Origin of the sequence: Proteus penneri (genome assembly GCF_003144535.1) — a bacterium.
In the GTDB taxonomy this organism is placed as follows: Bacteria; Pseudomonadota; Gammaproteobacteria; order Enterobacterales; family Enterobacteriaceae; genus Proteus; species Proteus penneri.
This window is the reverse complement of the sequence record NZ_PHFJ01000005.1, coordinates 191,293-208,166: the sequence shown is the minus strand read 5'-3', so window position 1 is coordinate 208,166 and position 16,874 is coordinate 191,293. Positions and strand designations below refer to the sequence as shown.

Here is a 16,874-nt window from a genome sequence, read left to right as displayed (position 1 = left end):
ATAACTAGCGCTGAAAAATAGTTTAGATGATTATTCTGGTTTTTGGATTGGCTATTGCCTTTTTTCATTATAAAAGTTTTACTTGTGACCAGTTATCGGCAATTTTTTCTATTTAGTACTTAATTGCTCTACATGAAATGATTATACATGGATATTATCCTGAATAATGATGGTATGAGCCTAAATAGATATTGTTGATTTTATGTTGCGCCATCTTGGCGCTATTTAACAATTATTGTAACTACATATTAACAAAACTTATGGCACATAGATTAACTTCCAGAGATATTCTGGCATTAGGGTTTATGACCTTTGCCCTTTTTGTCGGTGCTGGTAACATTATTTTTCCTCCTATGGTGGGGTTACAATCCGGTGAGTTTGTTTGGACAGCTGCAATCGGCTTTCTTATTACTGGTGTTGGTTTACCTGTATTAACCATCGTTGCATTAGCTAAAGTTGGTGGCGGCATTGAAGCATTAAGTACACCTATTGGTAAATCAATGGGGCTATTATTAGCAATTGTTGCTTATCTTGCTGTTGGACCTCTTTTCGCAACACCACGTACTGCGACTGTCTCTTTTAAAGTGGGTATTGCTCCTTTAGTGGGTGATACTGAAATGTCATTGCTGATTTATAGTATTGTCTATTTTTTAATTGTTATCGGTATTTCGCTTTATCCGGGGAAATTACTAGATAGCGTCGGTCATATTTTGGCGCCGATTAAAATTTTGGCATTGGCGGTATTAGGTGTTGCAGCGATATTTTGGCCTGCGGGTGGTGCTATTCCTGCTACTGAAGCTTATCGAGATATGGCATTAACTCAAGGCTTTATTAACGGTTACCTCACCATGGATACATTGGGGGCTATGGTTTTTGGTATCGTGATTGTTAATGCGGCTCGCTCTCGAGGTATTGATAATTCATCACTGTTGACGCGTTACACTATGTGGGCGGGAATTATTGCGGGTGTATTGTTAACTGCGATCTATTTGAGTCTATTTAAATTAGGCTCTAGCAGTGGCAGCATTATTCCGGGTGCCCAAGATGGCGCTGATATTTTACATGCCTATGTTCAGTACACTTTCGGTAACTTTGGTAGCTTCTTCTTAGCTGTCTTGATCTTCTTAGCCTGTATGGTGACAGCGGTTGGTTTAACGTGCGCATGCGCAGAGTTCTTTAGTCGCTATTTGCCTATCTCTTATCGTACATTGGTGTTGATTTTAGCAATATTCTCAGCTGTTGTTTCAAATTTAGGATTGAGCAAACTGATCGCGTTTTCTATCCCTGTGCTGATTATGATTTATCCACCTTGTATTGTGATTATTTTAATGAGTTTCACATTACGTCTGTGGAATAATTCAAGTCGTATTATCGCACCAGCAATGGCAGTTAGCTTATTTTTCGGTATTTTTGATGCAATAAAAGCGTCTGATTATCTGAAACATCTATTACCAGAATGGGCAGCTAAATTGCCATTAAGTGAGCAGGGGTTAGCGTGGCTTATCCCTGTATTGGTGACAATTGTTGTCTGTGGTATTTACGATAAAGTGGCAGGCTCACAGAGTAAAAAAGTGATCCATATTGAAGCCATCAAAAAGCAATAAAGTACGTTGATTTGAACAACAAAAAGGGAAACGAAAGTTTCCCTTTTTGTTGAAATTAAAGTAAGTGCTGGTTCTCTTTTAAACGGTCAGCCAGTGTTTTTTCTATATCTGTTTGTACTAATTTTGATACATCATATTTTTTGGCAAGTGATGAGAATCGAGCAATAACATCAACGGTATGATGAATATATGCTTGTGCTTGTTGCCAACTTTCAAAACCTGCTATTTCAGCAAGTTGCTTTATTGTATTTAATGGTGGCTTTTTACCATACCCGCCAAATGAAGTGATATGCTCATTTCTTGGATTGGGATTATAGGTCACATCATAAAAAGGTGCTGGCTCCCAGTGCCCATCATCATATTGTAGAAATGACCAGTTTTTACTGTGATCATCTTGATTAGAAGCGAATAGATTAAAAATAGCTCGTCTAAACTGGAGTTGTCCGGCTGAAACTGATTTGCATAGTACGCGGTTTACTTTGATTAAATCTTCGTAATCCAAAGAAGGTAACCTAAAATCAGCATCTAATAATCCACATGCACTGTGCATGATTAAACGTCCTGATTTACCTGAACTATTTGTGACATGATCAAAACGTTTTAGCGCTAACCAAGATTTACCATCACTGTTTTTAGGAACATCAATAAGTTGCCATTGTGGGGGATTGAGCTCTAGCTCTTTTGCTAGGATGAGATAAATTGCTTCACATAGTCCTTCATCGTGGCCAAGAGGTAAGTTCTTAGACGTAAATTTGATCAACCATGATTCATCACCTTCTTCTTCATACGTTTTACACTTATTAAAATCCCCTTGCTTAAAATAAAGCAACGCTTTAGGTCTAGCGCCACCAGAGCTACCAACAATAGCAAGTTTAGATAAAACAATTTCCGTTTGACCATCAAATACAGCTTGTGCTTCTAAACCTAAATTAATCAAATCAACTTCAAACTGTTCATCTATTTGATAGTCAGAGACAGGTAAATAAGATAATCCTCCCATACCTTTATTACCAACAAAGGCTAACCTATCCATCGTTGTAATTTCATGCGGTTGTATACCATGTTGGCGGAATATTCTATCTTGCAATAATCGCCCCCATCCATCAGGTAAACTATCCGAGAAAAGCCCTTGCAAATTGCCATGAGGTTTTTTAGGTGCTATTTGTAAATCAGTATTATTCTGTAGATTAAAAGGTGAACTATTACCAAATTGTGTTAAGTAATGCGCATCATATTGAAAAAATACACCACTATGGTTTTGTACCAATGTTCCCATTAAAACCGAGTCACCTGTAGATAACGTCCGTGTCACATTTAGCTTTTGAATTGGCTTAAAACTCATCTTGTAATACCTCTTCAATCGTCCTTGGCATACGTGGTTTATTCACTTTCTTAGGATCAACAACCGCATAAAGATTATTTAAATCATCAAGGCATTGCCAAAGTAACAGTAACTGGCGTAGTGAAATTTTACCTTGTAACTCAAACTTTTTGATAGTTGAAGCAGGAACTGTACTACGCTCGGCAAGTTGTTCACGTGACCATTTTTCCTTTTCACGCAACTTTCTTAAATGAGAGGCAAAGGCTCGACTAACATCGAGATCAGTAAGTAATGAGAGTTTCATTTGTTAGCCTCAAATAGATACTATAATGTCTAATTATAGCAAAAAATAGCTATTTTGGACATTATAGTATCTATTTGATTTAAGAGTAGAGCAAACAGTTTAGCTTAGGTTGCTCATTAATTTTTATTTGTAGAATACAGTTTTTCTGCCATAGGTTGTTGGTTTTCATCTAACGTATAGCGAACATCGGCTTCAATACCATCTTCACCTTCATAGAAGATTTTAAAGCGAGTACGATTGCCGTCGTGATATGCAATTACAGCACTACCGCCTTTTCCTAAGCAGAACTGATGGAGATTACCTGTTGATATGCAAATACTGTCGTCGCCAGATACTGTGATTTTACAGTTATCGCCAGTACTAATTGCCACAGCATTTTTTCCAGTCACATTGATTTGTGCTAAATCACCTGTATTAGTGATTTTTGCTCTATCTTGAGAGGCAGTAATAAAATTGCGTATGCCACTGTTTGCAATATGAACACCATTACCTGAGGCATAAATTTTGACATCATTGCCACTATTGGAAATGCGGGAGCGTCCGCCTAAACTCCCAATACGACACTGATTTCCTGAATTAGCTATTTTTCCTGCAAAACCAGTAATCATTAATTGATTGCTATAACCTGTGTTGGCAATGCTATTTTCATCACCAGAAAAAGCCACAATATTATTATTCCCACACAAAGCAAGATCAGTACTTAATTGCTGACTTTTTAAGATCAATTGATGCCATTCGGTAGAAAATTGAATATTTTCAGATGTTGGTAAAGTATTGTGATATGGCAAGCGTTGTAATGTCACGCCTTGCTGTTGTTCATCACCGAGCAGGAACAAGATGTTTTCCATCACTTCTTGTTCCTGTTTGGCAAAGGATGTTTCACTAAAATGACGTAAATAAATATATTGAATAAGGCTTTCTATCCACTGTGTACGGCGCTGTTTTATTAACTCACTATGGATAGCACTGTAAGTGCCTCCATCAGGAAAATAACGCAAAAACCAACGATAAAGCGACGTTGAAACATGCAGTTGTCGTAAGTCTTTTTTTGTTAATCTAATATTTTCCTTTGAAGGGACTGACATATAAGCTCCTTAATCCATGTATTCATTAGTGTCTATGGTAACCATCAACCATACTGCGAAATGTTTGGAATGGCGTTTTTCCTGTTGTACACAGATAAAGGTGACCAATGATAAAAAAGACACTACATACCGCTAATATTTGGTGTGCAATTAATAACCAAGCTTTAAATGTTACGGCATCAGCAGGAATAAACGCTGGGTTTTGCAGTAAAACACCGGTTATTAAAAGTAGTGGAACTAATGCATACATCACACCTAAATAAGCCATTTGTTGCAGTGGGTTAAATTTAACATTGGGTGTCGCTGGGAAGGGGTGATCTTCGCCTTTGATAATGCCGTAGAGATAAAAACGAATTTGCATTAAAGCGCGTTGTAACCAATTTTTACCATCAATACGGTAAAATTTACCATTACCACCAACAAGATTGATCAATACAAAAGATAACCAGCATACTAAGAGCAGATAACCACAAATTTCATGCACACTGACTAATAACGCCGTATCGTGGGCTGAAAGTAAGGCAAAATGGTTAATCCCACCACTTAGAAGCAATAGAATAAATAAAGAAGCATTACTCCAGTGCCACAAACGAACCGCTTTAGAGTAAAGATAGAGCTTCTCTTCTTTATGCGATCCACCATGTGGTGTGGCAAAGCGATAACGTAAGAAGCCATGCAGTGCAAGAACAAGCAACATCCCAACTAAAAGCACGCCTGCAACGATTAACCAAAGTGGTGAATAGTCAGGTGTGTAAATTAAGACATATTCTTTTAGTGAGGCTTGGAATTGCTCAGCATTTGGCATGATATTAACAGCACTCATACTTTACCCTCCTCTTGAATATGAGGCCCTACACGGCGATAGAGATGCGGTTTCCCCACACCATCAAGTTGATAAATATAGTAATCGTGTGTTTTAAGCCATTCTTGAATTTGAGGACTGTCTTCTCTGCCAAATAACAAGGCATTTTGTGGACAAGCACTCACACAAATAGGTGGAAACCCTTTTTGTAATCGAGACTCAAGACAAAAATCACATTTATCAGCAACGTGTGTCACAGGGTTAAGATAACGGACTTGGTATGGGCATGCCGATATACAATAGCTACAACCAATACATTTCTCTTTATCTACACGCACAATACCATTGGTTTCATCACGCCAAGATGCACCTGTAGGGCATACAGGAATACAAGGAGCGTCTTCACATTGTTGGCAAGAGTGTCTAAAGAAATGGTATTTATCATTATCTTCTTTGAGGCTTAATGGAATATGAGCAATATCCATTCGTGCCATACCATTGGGTACTTTATTTAATCGACGACATGCAGTGGCACAGATATTACAGCCATTACAGAGCGTCTCATCGTGGATCATGGCATAGCGGATTGGTTTTTTTTCTGTCGTTGCTGCAAGCGCACTTCCTAGTGGCGCACTGAAAAAAATGACCGATCCCATACCTGCTACAAATTTACGGCGAGAAACACGCATTATTTTTGCTCCTCAGTCTGATGATGTTGTAATACCCACATCGAATTTCGTTGATAAAGTAGAACATTAAGGATTTTCATGTTGTTCTACCTCAATCCATTCAGTTAAGCCTCGTGCTTTGCCGTAACTCATTAACGTATTGCTAAAGAGATAAGGGGGCATCGTTGGATGCTAAAACTTGCTGAATATCCTGAAAATCAGGGTGAGTTTTCATCAGTGTCAGCGCATCTTCGATCTCTGAAGCCGTGTACTGAAAGGGTTCAGACATCAACATGCTTTGTTTCAATGGTCGAGGATAGGTTTCGCATTCAAAACGAACCACACCTGCAATTGCTGTACAAATATCCGCATGGCGGTTTAATAATTGCAGTTGTGCGAAGTTATCTGACATAAATTCATCAGAGTAGAAATAATCCTCGCCATTGAGACTTAAATGGGCGATATCAATAAACTCGTCACTCTTTAACGCGGTTTCTAATTGCGCAATATCCTCTTCAGTCAGAGAATAGGGCGCATCATACAGCGTTGAAATTGCTAATAGTTCACCCTCTTTTGAACATTGACGTATTGCATTCGCTAGATGTTGTTCGGCAGATAATTCTGCTACCTCTGCAACAGGTTCTTCTACGACATCTGTTGAGGTGTTAGCACTACGTCCAACACCTGTTTCTGATAATGGCAGTAACCAACGTCGACGTGAGATATCAGGTTGTTCAGAAGCAATATCTGCATCATCAGCGATATCTTGTGGTATAGAAGCCGATACATTTTGTTCTATCATCATGATCTCCTTCTTTTACCGATTAACTTGGTAATAAACCACGAGACGCTAAATCGTCTGCAATATCTTGTAATCCAAGGCGAACTAACGTTTCTTTTGTTGGGCAACCTAACTGCGGATCCCAGCCCATTTCTTCATAGAACATGGTGAGAGAAAGCTGCATGTCTTCTCTGTCCATTTTGTCTGTACCTTCGGTAAAGACAGGAATATCGGGATCTTTATCGAATACCCATGAACAGATCTGGTCGTGCTCATTACGCATATCCATGGTATTCATTAATTTAACGGTATAAGCGCGGTGTAGCGTAAAGATACGCTCTGAGGCTAAATCCAGATCTTTAGAGGTTGTTGGTTCACCCGTGATAGCGGTAAAGAATTTAGCCTCCATTTCTAAGTCGCCACGATAATTACGGCTCTTATGAGGTGAAACCGTCATTGGCCAAACCCAGTTACATAAGGTGACTGCATCGTGTAAGCAGCTACGCAAAATTGTCCATTTGGTGTAAGCAATTTTGGCTTTATTGATTGGTGTATAGTTTTTGGTTTCATCAAAAGCATCACCAGAACCAAATAGCTCACCTGCAATCTCTTTTTGTAGTTTCAGAGGCAAACCGCTACCGATATAGTTGATATGGGTATGTGTCATCGCATCACGATTAAACATACAGTTAACGATAGAACCAACTTGAGCAGAGGCTTCATTGGCGTGGTGAATAGGGAAACCCATTGGTGACCAAAGTTTATTTTTCTTGTTCGCCCAATACTCTTCACCTAAGTTCCAGCGTTGCGCAATGAGGTAAGAGCCATCAGCGAGGTGACTAAATTCACCTTTACGGTGCGCTAAGCGATAATAGAAATCTTTGATAAATTCAGGATCACCTTCTTCAAGCTTATCCCAAGGAATATCATTATATTCCTCTTCAGAAAGAACGCGTTTAAAGACACCATGGGTATAACAATAAGTGAAGTCACGATGAAGTTGGCCGTAGTTACACCATAAACCCATATCATCAAAAATATTCAGGCCAACAAGGTTACCAACGACGTTACCATCTCCTTTTTTCTCTACATCTTTAGGGCCATTAGGGAAGATAGTTGTATGAACGAAGTTAGCAACACAAGTGTTTCCGCCTGTTTGCGGCACACCAAATTTTTTCGCTTGTGGCACGTTAAGTTGCGCCATACAGCGAATAGGGCAAGAGTGGCATCCTCCCATTTTTACGGTGTATTCTTCTGCTTCTGGTCCTAAGTCAAAAGTCGATTTCATGGTTCTGAAACCAACAGTATTGATGTCACCAGGAGGGATTTCACCCGTTTCAATTGGGCCACCTTCAGCAGCGCCCCAATACAGTCCTTTACGTGCATTCCAGCGAGAGCCAGGATGTGAATATTCAGCCCATGATTGTGGGGTACTTGGTACAACGTGGTTGTTATTAGAGCCAATGAGTTGCGTCATCATATAGTCGTTAAGTTCTTTTAACGCTTTACGGTCTGCAACATTCACGCCTCGACTACCTTCAACAACAATGGCTTTTAATTTTTTAGCGCCTAATACAGCCCCAATCCCCGCACCACCACTGTGGTTACGGCTATTAATGATGCCAGATAAAGGTGCGAGATTTTCACCCGCCGGACCTATGGCTGCGACACAAGCCTCAGGACTTGTTTGAGCACATAATTCTTCTGTCGTTTGGCGAACGCCTTTCCCCCATAAGAAAGAGGCGTCTTGAATAGAGACTTGGTCATCGTCAATATGGATCCAAGCAGGCTTATCTGATTTACCTTCAATAATCAGAGCGTCATAGCCAGCAAATTTCATCCATGCGGCAAAAAAGCCTCCCATATGGGCATCAACGACAAGATTGCCACGAGTAAAGGTGGAAAGAGAGGTGATATTGACGCGTGAGCTACAAGGTGCCCCTGATCCTGTTAGAGGGCCTACTGCGAAGACAATTTTGTTTTCTTCATCAAAAGGTTTAACCCCAGGGCCCACTTCGTCGTACATAATTTTGTAGCCAAAGCCCATACCACCAATTAAGGATTTAAATTTACTTGAGCTTTCACGAGTGATGGCACCGGTAGTTAAATTGATTCTTAGAATATTTCCAGTCCAGCCGTTAATCATAATATTGCTTCCTAATCTAAATGTGGTTCAGTGATGTGATTGCCTGGATTTATTAAACAGTAATTTCTTTCCATTCAATGATTTGCAACGCACCTGTTGGACACGCTGATGCACACTCACCACATAAATTACATTTGCCGGATTTTTTAGTTTGTGGGTTGACGGTTGCCATCATCCACGGACAAGCTGTTGTACAGGCGGCACAACCAATACAACGACGTGTATCAACGACAATACAGCCGAACTCTTCTTGATAACGGATAGCTTTTACTGGGCAGACCTTCATACATTCGGGATCTTTACATTGGCGGCAAGTGTCTGTTGTAAAGTTTAAATCGCCATAAAGCCCACCACCGGAGCCAATACCTTTATCACCAAAATAAAAATGACGATGGATTTTTGTACGAGAGAAGAATGAGCCTACACTGCCATCATTCCATGTTGTACATGCGGTTTCACAACGGTGACAACCCGTACAACGTGCTCTATTAGTCACTAAAACACCTTTAGGTGTAGTGGTTAGCTGAATAATGCCGCTGTCTATTTCTTCTTGCTTACAACCTAAAAGAGAAAGCAATGCGGGTGCGATTGTGATCCCTGCCAGCCCTTTACCGGATATTCGCAGAAACTCTAGTCTTGATAGCCCAATATCTAAGATTGGACGATGATGTGTATCAGACATTAATATTTATCTCCGCTTAACTAATTTAATAAGAAATAAGTTGTGATGATAAATTATTTATTTATCCGCTTGCTTTATCGTTATATAAAAAAGATAATAACGATGTAGTTAAGGGATATATTATTTATTTCAACTATTTTTATGATAAAAATACATTGTGGTGAAATGTTAAATATTTGTATTTACAATGTGTTATCTCCATTTTTTACGTATTTTTCATTATCCTCTTTGATAGTGTGGTTATTAGAAAATTAATACTGTGACAGCTATCATAGAAATAAAAATAGCGAGTGTTATTAAATTTTATTTAATTAAATGATTATTGTTTTTATCTGTAATTACGAAAGAGAATAACTACCATTTATATATATTCTATTATTGAAATTAAATTAAAGGTGGTTTGTTCTTATATTTTATCTAATATTATTATTTAAATAATAAATTGATATTAAATGTTAATTATTTATTTAATCAAAATCTGGTGTTGATTATTATTAATAGAAAAATATATGAATAAATTGTAAAACCATGACTAGATCATTTTTATAAAAAAAGAAACCTTATCTAATCAAGACAAGGTTTCTTTTATCATTTGTATCATGTGATTTTATGGTTAGTAACCCACGGCTTTACCAGCAGGGCGGCGAACATCATTTGAACCATAGAGATAACCTTCACGCACTGCACCAGAAACAGCTGAATCGTTACCTGATGAAGCGGAGAGAACACCTTCTTCCCCAGGGAGTCCGACCATAATCAATTCAGCAGCTCCCCATGGGGTTTGTTCTACCATTTTATATCCCATGGCAGAGAGTTTTTCTAACGTGTCTTTTGATAATCCTCGTTGCTCATAATAAACCTCATCTGGTAGCCATTGATGGTGGATGCGAGGGCTATTAACCGCTTCTTGTGGGGGCATACCAAACTCAATAATATTTAGCGCAGTTTGTAAGGTTATTGAAATAATACGAGAACCTCCTGGAGATCCTAAAATAAGGAAAGGTTTACCTTCTTTAGTCACAATCGTTGGGCTCATTGAGGAGAGTGGACGTTTTAATGGTGCGATACTATTGCGTTCACCTTGTACTAAACCATAGAGATTTTTTTCCCCCACTTTAGTGGTGAAATCATCCATTTCATTGTTAAGGAAAAATCCGGTTCCTGGTGCGATGACAACAGCACCAAAACGACCATTAATCGTATAAGTGGTTGAAACGGCATTACCCTCTTTATCTATAACAGAATAGTGTGTTGTTTCAGGACTTTCATGAGGTGCAATACTGGGTTGTACCTTTTCTGATGGCGTGGCTTTATTGGGTTTAATTTGTTGGCGTATTTCTGTGGCGTAGGCTTTACTTAATAACTTTTCTGTTGGATTTTTAATAAATTGAGGATCACCAAGGAACGTATTTCTGTCCATATAAGCATGACGCATTGCTTCCGTTAGAGTATGAACATATTCAGCTGAATTAAAGCCCATTGATTTAAGATCATAACCTTCCAAAATATTCAGTGTTTGGCAGATAGTGACGCCGCCTGAACTTGGCGGTGGCGCAGAAATAAACTCATAGCCTCGGTAAGTACAGGTGATAGGTTGGGTTTCGGTGATAGTAAAATTAGCAAAATCTTCTTGAGTTAACAGACCATTATGTTGTTTTGACGCTTCTTCAACTTTTTTAGGGATTTCTCCTTGGTAAAATGCATCATCACCTTGGTTTGCAATTAGTTCAAGTGTATTGGCTAAGTCAGTTTGAATTAGACGATCACCCGGCTGCCATGGCGTTCCATCTGGTTTTAAGAAAATTTTTGCAGATTCGGGATCTTGTTTGAAGCGTTCTGTTGTTGTTTCTAACACATCAGTATCAGCTCGCGTTAAAATATAACCTTCTCTTGCAAGTTTAATGGCTGGTGCCATAACATCTTGGCGAGATAGCGTACCGTATTTCTCTAATGCTGAATTCAATCCTTTTACTGTACCTGGTACCCCTGACGCAAGATAACCGTATAGACTGGCATCTTTAACTAAATTTCCGTCTTTATCTAAATACATATTTTTAGAAGCATAGGCGGGGGCGGTTTCCCTAAAATTGATAAAGGTATTTGTGCCATCAGCAAGGTGTATTGTCATAAAACCACCGCCACCAATATTGCCACAACAAGCATTTACCACCGCTTGTGCATAACCCACAGCAACGGCAGCATCAATGGCATTCCCTCCTTTTTGTAAAATATCATTTCCGACTTGAGAGGCTAAATGTTGAGAAGAGACAACCATACCTTGTTGTGCTTCAACCGCGGGTTCATAGGCGGCATAGAGTGCAGGTGAAAAAAGTGTGGTAAGTAACAGCAGGTGAGTTTTTTTTATAGTGATCATCATTATCTCCGTTAATAACAGGGAGTTATCTTGCGTAAAGACAAATAAAAATAAGTGTATACACGCTGTTATTAACACGAGTTAACAATTGCGTAACAATAAGTATAGAAAGAGGTTATTGATGAGGAGAATTTTTTTTGATGTGATGATCACAAAACTATCTTTAAGCAGGTAAACAATAAGCTTATGTATTACTAGTTGCAGTAATAAATAAAGTTGATAAGAAATGAGTAGAGAGTAGATAAGTGCTGAATAAACAAAAAAGCCTGTTTTCACAGGCTTTTAGAAATATAGTAGCTTACTGAAATATTACAGTTTGCCAGAGTTTGCTTTCAGGTATTTAGCTACGCCATCTGGAGATGCGCCCATACCTTCTTGACCTTTTTCCCACTGTGCTGGGCAAACATCGCCGTGCTCTTCGTGGAATTGCAGTGCGTCAACCATACGGATCATTTCATCAATATTACGACCTAATGGCAGATCGTTAACCACTTGGTGACGAACAACGCCTTCTTTGTCAATTAAGAATGAACCACGTAGTGCAACGCCCGCTTCTGGGTGTTCGATGCCGTAAGCTTTGATGATGTCATGTTTGATATCAGCAACCATTGGGTATCTAACTTCACCAATACCACCATCATCAATTGGGGTTTTACGCCATGCGTTATGAACAAATTCTGAGTCCATAGAAACGCCGATGATTTCAACACCACGTTTTTGGAACTCTTCAAAACGGTGATCGAATGCAATCAGTTCTGAAGGGCAAACGAAAGTGAAATCCATTGGCCAGAAGAAAATAACGGCAGGTTTGCCTTTGATAAATGAATGCAGGTTGAAATCATTAACAATTTCGCCATTACCTAAAACGGCAGCAGCTGTGAAATCAGGGGCTTTGCGAGTAACCAGAACCATAATGTACTCCTGTAGATTGAAAGAGTTAAGGGTATTTATACTCGTCATACTTCAAGTTGTAGCGTTGTTGACTTCGTTCATTCGCACTAGTCACATACTTTTGTATGCTCCTAGTGACTCATTCACTTGTCGCCTAGCTACACCTCGAATTATTTAGAGTAAAAGCCTCGTCATACTTCAAGTTGTAGCGTTGTTGACTTCGTTCATTCGCACTAGTCACATACTTTTGTATGCTCCTAGTGACTCATTCACTTGTCGCCTAGCTACACCTCGAATTATTTAGAGTAAGAGTCTCGTCATACTTCAAGTTGTAGCGTTGTTGACTTCGTTCATTCACTTGTCGCCTAGCTATACTTCGAATTATTTAGAGTGTGTACCCTGTTTTTAAATGATGCATACAGCATAAATAATCAATCGCTATTGATAAAGTTAATCAGAACAATCTATTTGATAGATTATAGTTATCAACTTAATACAATAAAGTAGGATTATTTATGACTCCTTGTATAACGATTCATTCTAATCAACTTTGGAAATGAATACTATGCTTGTTAACAAATCGTTACGAATAATATGATAAATTGACTTACTATCCCTTTGATATATCAAATGTAATCCTACAATATGACAAAAAGATGAAACTCAAAGTGGTAGTCAAATGTATCAGTCATCAAGTTGGTGATGTTGTGCTCTTTCTAGCAATTGTGGATAAAACTGCCAAAAAATCTCACTTAATTCATTGTAATGTGTTTCAAGTACAATATAAGAGCCTTCAAGTGCACTTAATCGTGGTCTTCTTCTCGCCATTCCTTTCAATGTTTGAGCAATATAGGCTTTGTCTGCGTAACGAATTAACCAAGATTGTGACCACAAATATTCGTTGAGCTCTTGGAATTTTTCAGGTGTTTGCCATAAATCAGGCTCAATAATATTTCGGGTTTGGGTGACAAATTTAGTTAAGGGGATATCTGGTTCGAATGTTGACCAATTTAAAGAAAGAAAATGATCCCAAAAAACATCTAATGTTATAGGGGCGACTCGACGATATTCAGCAGGGAACAACAGACGTGCTTGTTTAACTAACGGGTGAGTATCGGTGAGTACATCAATACGTCTATGCATACGAATGCCCTCAATAACAGCTTGGCTGTAATCAGAGCTAGGCGTGCCTTTGACGTAATCTGCCATCATATTACCTAATAGAGAGCTTTTTGCCCTAAAGGCGAGATGTAAGTGAGCAAGATAATTCATCACATCATCATAGCGCTTTTTGAATAAAAAAGGGCTTCTTTGTTGCACTGATAAGCTGGCAGCACTAGACTAGTCCGCCTGTTTTTTATGAAAGTAGTCGTTTAATTATGCGTGTATCAGACTTTACATTTGAATTGCCAGAGGCCTTGATTGCTCACTATCCACAACCTCAACGCAGTAGTTGTCGTTTGCTCTCGTTAGAAGGCGAGACTGGTGCTTTATCACACGGTATTTTTACCGATGTGTTAGATAAAATAAATGCTGGTGATCTGCTGGTTTTTAATAATACTCGGGTGATCCCTGCGCGTATTTATGGCCGTAAAGCGTCAGGGGGCAAAATTGAAGTGTTGGTTGAGCGTATGCTTGATGAACATCGTGTTCTTGCTCATGTTAGAGCTTCTAAATCACCGAAAGAAGGTGCTGCGCTTGTACTAGGTGAAGATGAAAGTGTACAAGCAACTATGGTTGCACGTCATGATACACTTTTTGAAATTCGCTTTGATGATGAAAGAGATGTTCTTACCATTTTGAATAGCATTGGGCATATGCCGTTACCTCCTTATATTGATCGTCCTGATGAAGAATCGGATAAAGAGCTTTATCAAACGGTTTATAACGAGCGCCCAGGTGCCGTTGCTGCACCTACTGCAGGGTTGCACTTTGATGAACCATTACTTCAAGCCTTAAAAGAAAAAGGCGTTGAGATGGCATTTGTCACACTGCATGTTGGTGCAGGAACTTTCCAACCTGTACGTGTTGATAATATCGAAGAACACACAATGCATTCTGAATACGCAGAAGTACCACAAGACGTGGTTGATGCGGTATTAGCGTGTAAAGCACGCGGCAATAGAGTGATTGCGGTGGGAACAACCTCTGTTCGCTCATTAGAAAGCGCAGCGAAAGCAACGAACAATGCGTTAATTGCTCCTTTCTTTGATGATACTCAAATCTTTATTTATCCTGGCTACCAATACCAAGTTATTGATGCGTTGATTACTAATTTCCATTTACCAGAATCAACATTAATCATGCTGGTTTCTGCTTTTGCTGGGTATAGAAATACCATGAATGCATATAAAGAAGCTGTTGAACAAGAGTATCGTTTTTTCAGCTATGGTGATGCGATGTTTATTACGCGTAATCCTTTAGCTATCAATGAAAAAGTCGGACAAGAATAAAGATTTATTATTCTTTTTAACGATTTTCTTCATTTTATGAAGTGTTATTTCAATTTTATGGATTAATCCCTTTGACTAAGCACGGTTTTTTGTTGAAGTAACATATACAGCTGTCTAACAAATGATTAGAATATGCTGTTTTTTATTACGCATTGGACTGTTTTTCTGATGCTTGGAGGATGAGTGAAATACGAATTAGACAAAACCGACGGTAATGCTCGCCGCGGTCGCCTTATTTTTGAACGTGGTGTTGTTGAAACACCCGCATTTATGCCTGTGGGTACTTACGGCACAGTAAAAGGAATGACACCTGAAGAAGTGAAAGCAACAGGCGCGCAAATTCTTTTAGGTAACACTTTCCACTTATGGTTACGCCCTGGTCAAGAAATCATGAAGTTACATGGTGATTTACATGATTTTATGCAATGGCAAGGCCCTATTTTAACAGACTCAGGCGGTTTCCAAGTCTTTAGTTTAGGTGCGATGCGTAAAATTAAAGAAGAGGGTGTTCATTTCCGTAACCCAATTAATGGCGAAAAGATTTTCTTAAGCCCAGAAAAATCAATGGAGATCCAATACGATTTGGGTTCTGACATTGTGATGATTTTTGATGAGTGTACGCCATATCCTTCAGATTGGGATTACGCAAAAAACTCAATGGAGATGTCATTACGTTGGGCTAAACGTAGTCGTGCGCGCTTTGATGAACTCAATAACAAAAATTCATTATTCGGTATTATTCAAGGCGGCGTTTACGAAGATTTACGTGATATCTCAGTAAAAGGGCTAGTCGAAATTGGTTTTGACGGTTACGCTGTCGGCGGCCTTGCAGTCGGTGAGCCTAAAGAAGATATGCACCGTATTTTAGAGCATGTCTGCCCTCAAATTCCTGCGAATAAACCGCGTTATTTAATGGGGGTTGGTAAACCAGAAGATTTAGTTGAAGGTGTTCGTCGTGGTATTGATATGTTTGACTGTGTTATGCCAACACGAAATGCACGAAATGGTCATCTGTTTGTAACCGATGGTGTCATTAAAATTCGTAATGCAAAACATCGCTCTGATACATCAACGCTTGATGAACATTGTGACTGCTATACCTGTAAAAATTATAGCCGTGCTTATTTACATCACCTTGATCGTTGTAACGAAATTTTAGGTGCAAGGCTGAACACTATCCACAACTTGCGTTATTATCAGCGTTTGATGGCTGAAATTCGCCAGTCTATTGAAGATTCGCGTTTTGAAGAGTTTGTACACGAATTCTACGAACGTATTGGAAAACCTGTCCCACCGCTAAATGGCAGTGCGACTAAGTGTGAATAATGTATACGAGAAAGCCCAATTCTGTGTATGATATTGGGCTTATAACTTGAATATCGTCGATACCGACAACAATGAGGAAAAGTGAATGAGTTTTTTCATTTCTGATGCTGTTGCTTCTGCTGGACAAGCAGCACCTGAAGCTAGCTTTATGTCTATTTTACCGATGTTAGTGATCTTTATTCTGATTTTCTATTTTATGATCCTACGTCCACAGCAAAAACGTACTAAAGAACATCGTAAACTGATGGATTCTATTGGTAAAGGTGATGAAGTTTTAACGACGGGTGGTTTAATTGGTCGTGTTGTTAAGGTTTCAGATAACGGCTATATCGTTGTTGCTCTGAATGAAACAACTGAAGTAACTATCAAACGTGACTTTGTTGCCGCTGTATTACCTAAAGGCACAATGAAAGCTATTTAATAACATTTCCCCAAAG

At 39.0% G+C, this 16,874-nt stretch carries 15 protein-coding genes; 4 read left to right on the top strand and 11 right to left on the bottom strand.

Features of this window, described 5'->3' with window-relative positions:
* Positions 1-260: 260 nt before the first annotated feature.
* Positions 261-1,604, top strand: coding sequence for a branched-chain amino acid transport system II carrier protein (brnQ, locus tag CUB63_RS08795; protein WP_072063698.1), 1,344 nt, complete (start codon positions 261-263; stop codon positions 1,602-1,604).
* Positions 1,605-1,659: 55 nt separating this feature from the next.
* On the opposite strand, the gene CUB63_RS08790 is transcribed toward brnQ, so the two are convergent.
* The 11 genes from CUB63_RS08790 to CUB63_RS08740 form a co-directional block, all read right to left on the bottom strand.
* A complete protein-coding gene (locus CUB63_RS08790) occupies positions 1,660-2,946 on the bottom strand; it encodes a type II toxin-antitoxin system HipA family toxin (RefSeq protein ID WP_109399309.1) in 1,287 nt (428 codons plus the stop codon).
* Positions 2,936-3,229, bottom strand: coding sequence for a helix-turn-helix domain-containing protein (locus CUB63_RS08785; protein ID WP_006535148.1), 294 nt, complete (start codon positions 3,227-3,229; stop codon positions 2,936-2,938). Before CUB63_RS08785 ends, CUB63_RS08790 begins: the two co-directional genes overlap by 11 nt.
* Before the next feature lie 116 nt (positions 3,230-3,345).
* The gene (ydhT, locus tag CUB63_RS08780; protein WP_109847888.1) at positions 3,346-4,314 is read right to left on the bottom strand and encodes a protein YdhT; all 969 of its coding nucleotides are present in this window, start codon (positions 4,312-4,314) and stop codon (positions 3,346-3,348) included.
* Between the two features lie 25 nt (positions 4,315-4,339).
* Complete coding sequence (gene phsC / locus CUB63_RS08775; protein ID WP_006535146.1) at positions 4,340-5,137, bottom strand: thiosulfate reductase cytochrome B subunit; 798 nt, start codon at positions 5,135-5,137, stop codon at positions 4,340-4,342.
* The gene (locus CUB63_RS08770) at positions 5,134-5,805 is read right to left on the bottom strand and encodes a 4Fe-4S dicluster domain-containing protein (RefSeq protein ID WP_072063691.1); all 672 of its coding nucleotides are present in this window, start codon (positions 5,803-5,805) and stop codon (positions 5,134-5,136) included. Before CUB63_RS08770 ends, phsC begins: the two co-directional genes overlap by 4 nt.
* 142 nt (positions 5,806-5,947) lie before the next feature.
* Positions 5,948-6,586: a hypothetical protein gene (locus tag CUB63_RS08765; RefSeq protein WP_232240059.1), complete on the bottom strand. Its 639-nt coding sequence runs from the start codon at positions 6,584-6,586 to the stop codon at positions 5,948-5,950.
* Positions 6,587-6,608: 22 nt separating this feature from the next.
* Positions 6,609-8,711, bottom strand: a complete 2,103-nt coding sequence (locus CUB63_RS08760) for an aldehyde ferredoxin oxidoreductase (RefSeq protein ID WP_109847887.1) — start codon at positions 8,709-8,711, stop codon at positions 6,609-6,611.
* A gap of 52 nt (positions 8,712-8,763) precedes the next feature.
* Positions 8,764-9,393, bottom strand: a complete 630-nt coding sequence (locus tag CUB63_RS08755; RefSeq protein WP_006535141.1) for a ferredoxin-like protein — start codon at positions 9,391-9,393, stop codon at positions 8,764-8,766.
* Between the two features lie 613 nt (positions 9,394-10,006).
* The gene (gene ggt / locus CUB63_RS08750) at positions 10,007-11,767 is read right to left on the bottom strand and encodes a gamma-glutamyltransferase (RefSeq protein WP_109847886.1); all 1,761 of its coding nucleotides are present in this window, start codon (positions 11,765-11,767) and stop codon (positions 10,007-10,009) included.
* 309 nt (positions 11,768-12,076) lie between these two features.
* Positions 12,077-12,679 carry a peroxiredoxin C gene (locus CUB63_RS08745; protein WP_006535139.1) on the bottom strand — a complete coding sequence of 201 codons (603 nt, stop codon included), beginning with the start codon at positions 12,677-12,679 and terminating at the stop codon, positions 12,077-12,079.
* A gap of 663 nt (positions 12,680-13,342) precedes the next feature.
* Positions 13,343-13,930, bottom strand: a complete 588-nt coding sequence (locus CUB63_RS08740) for an acyl carrier protein phosphodiesterase (protein WP_109847911.1) — start codon at positions 13,928-13,930, stop codon at positions 13,343-13,345.
* A gap of 107 nt (positions 13,931-14,037) precedes the next feature.
* Here CUB63_RS08740 and queA point away from each other — a divergent pair, with 107 nt between their 5' ends.
* The 3 genes from queA to yajC all read left to right on the top strand — a co-directional run bounded on the left by queA (position 14,038) and on the right by yajC (position 16,858).
* Positions 14,038-15,111, top strand: a complete 1,074-nt coding sequence (queA, locus tag CUB63_RS08735; RefSeq protein WP_109847885.1) for a tRNA preQ1(34) S-adenosylmethionine ribosyltransferase-isomerase QueA — start codon at positions 14,038-14,040, stop codon at positions 15,109-15,111.
* 183 nt (positions 15,112-15,294) lie between these two features.
* Positions 15,295-16,437, top strand: coding sequence for a tRNA guanosine(34) transglycosylase Tgt (tgt, locus tag CUB63_RS08730; RefSeq protein WP_036911729.1), 1,143 nt, complete (start codon positions 15,295-15,297; stop codon positions 16,435-16,437).
* A gap of 85 nt (positions 16,438-16,522) precedes the next feature.
* Positions 16,523-16,858: a preprotein translocase subunit YajC gene (yajC, locus tag CUB63_RS08725; protein ID WP_006535133.1), complete on the top strand. Its 336-nt coding sequence runs from the start codon at positions 16,523-16,525 to the stop codon at positions 16,856-16,858.
* The last annotated feature ends 16 nt before the right edge of the window (positions 16,859-16,874 follow it).

Excerpts from the sequence above, each read along its gene's own strand:
- yajC (WP_006535133.1), top strand. The coding sequence starts at position 16,523 with ATGAGTTTTTTCATTTCTGATGCTGTTGCTTCTGCTGGACAAGCAGCA.
- CUB63_RS08770 (WP_072063691.1), bottom strand. The coding sequence starts at position 5,805 with ATGCGTGTTTCTCGCCGTAAATTTGTAGCAGGTATGGGATCGGTCATT.
- CUB63_RS08790 (WP_109399309.1), bottom strand. The coding sequence starts at position 2,946 with ATGAGTTTTAAGCCAATTCAAAAGCTAAATGTGACACGGACGTTATCT.
- queA (WP_109847885.1), top strand. The coding sequence starts at position 14,038 with ATGCGTGTATCAGACTTTACATTTGAATTGCCAGAGGCCTTGATTGCT.
- phsC (WP_006535146.1), bottom strand. The coding sequence starts at position 5,137 with ATGAGTGCTGTTAATATCATGCCAAATGCTGAGCAATTCCAAGCCTCA.
- CUB63_RS08755 (WP_006535141.1), bottom strand. The coding sequence starts at position 9,393 with ATGTCTGATACACATCATCGTCCAATCTTAGATATTGGGCTATCAAGA.
- CUB63_RS08760 (WP_109847887.1), bottom strand. The coding sequence starts at position 8,711 with ATGATTAACGGCTGGACTGGAAATATTCTAAGAATCAATTTAACTACC.
- brnQ (WP_072063698.1), top strand. The coding sequence starts at position 261 with ATGGCACATAGATTAACTTCCAGAGATATTCTGGCATTAGGGTTTATG.
- ydhT (WP_109847888.1), bottom strand. The coding sequence starts at position 4,314 with ATGTCAGTCCCTTCAAAGGAAAATATTAGATTAACAAAAAAAGACTTA.
- CUB63_RS08785 (WP_006535148.1), bottom strand. The coding sequence starts at position 3,229 with ATGAAACTCTCATTACTTACTGATCTCGATGTTAGTCGAGCCTTTGCC.
- ggt (WP_109847886.1), bottom strand. The coding sequence starts at position 11,767 with ATGATCACTATAAAAAAAACTCACCTGCTGTTACTTACCACACTTTTT.
- CUB63_RS08765 (WP_232240059.1), bottom strand. The coding sequence starts at position 6,586 with ATGATAGAACAAAATGTATCGGCTTCTATACCACAAGATATCGCTGAT.
- CUB63_RS08740 (WP_109847911.1), bottom strand. The coding sequence starts at position 13,930 with ATGAATTATCTTGCTCACTTACATCTCGCCTTTAGGGCAAAAAGCTCT.
- CUB63_RS08745 (WP_006535139.1), bottom strand. The coding sequence starts at position 12,679 with ATGGTTCTGGTTACTCGCAAAGCCCCTGATTTCACAGCTGCTGCCGTT.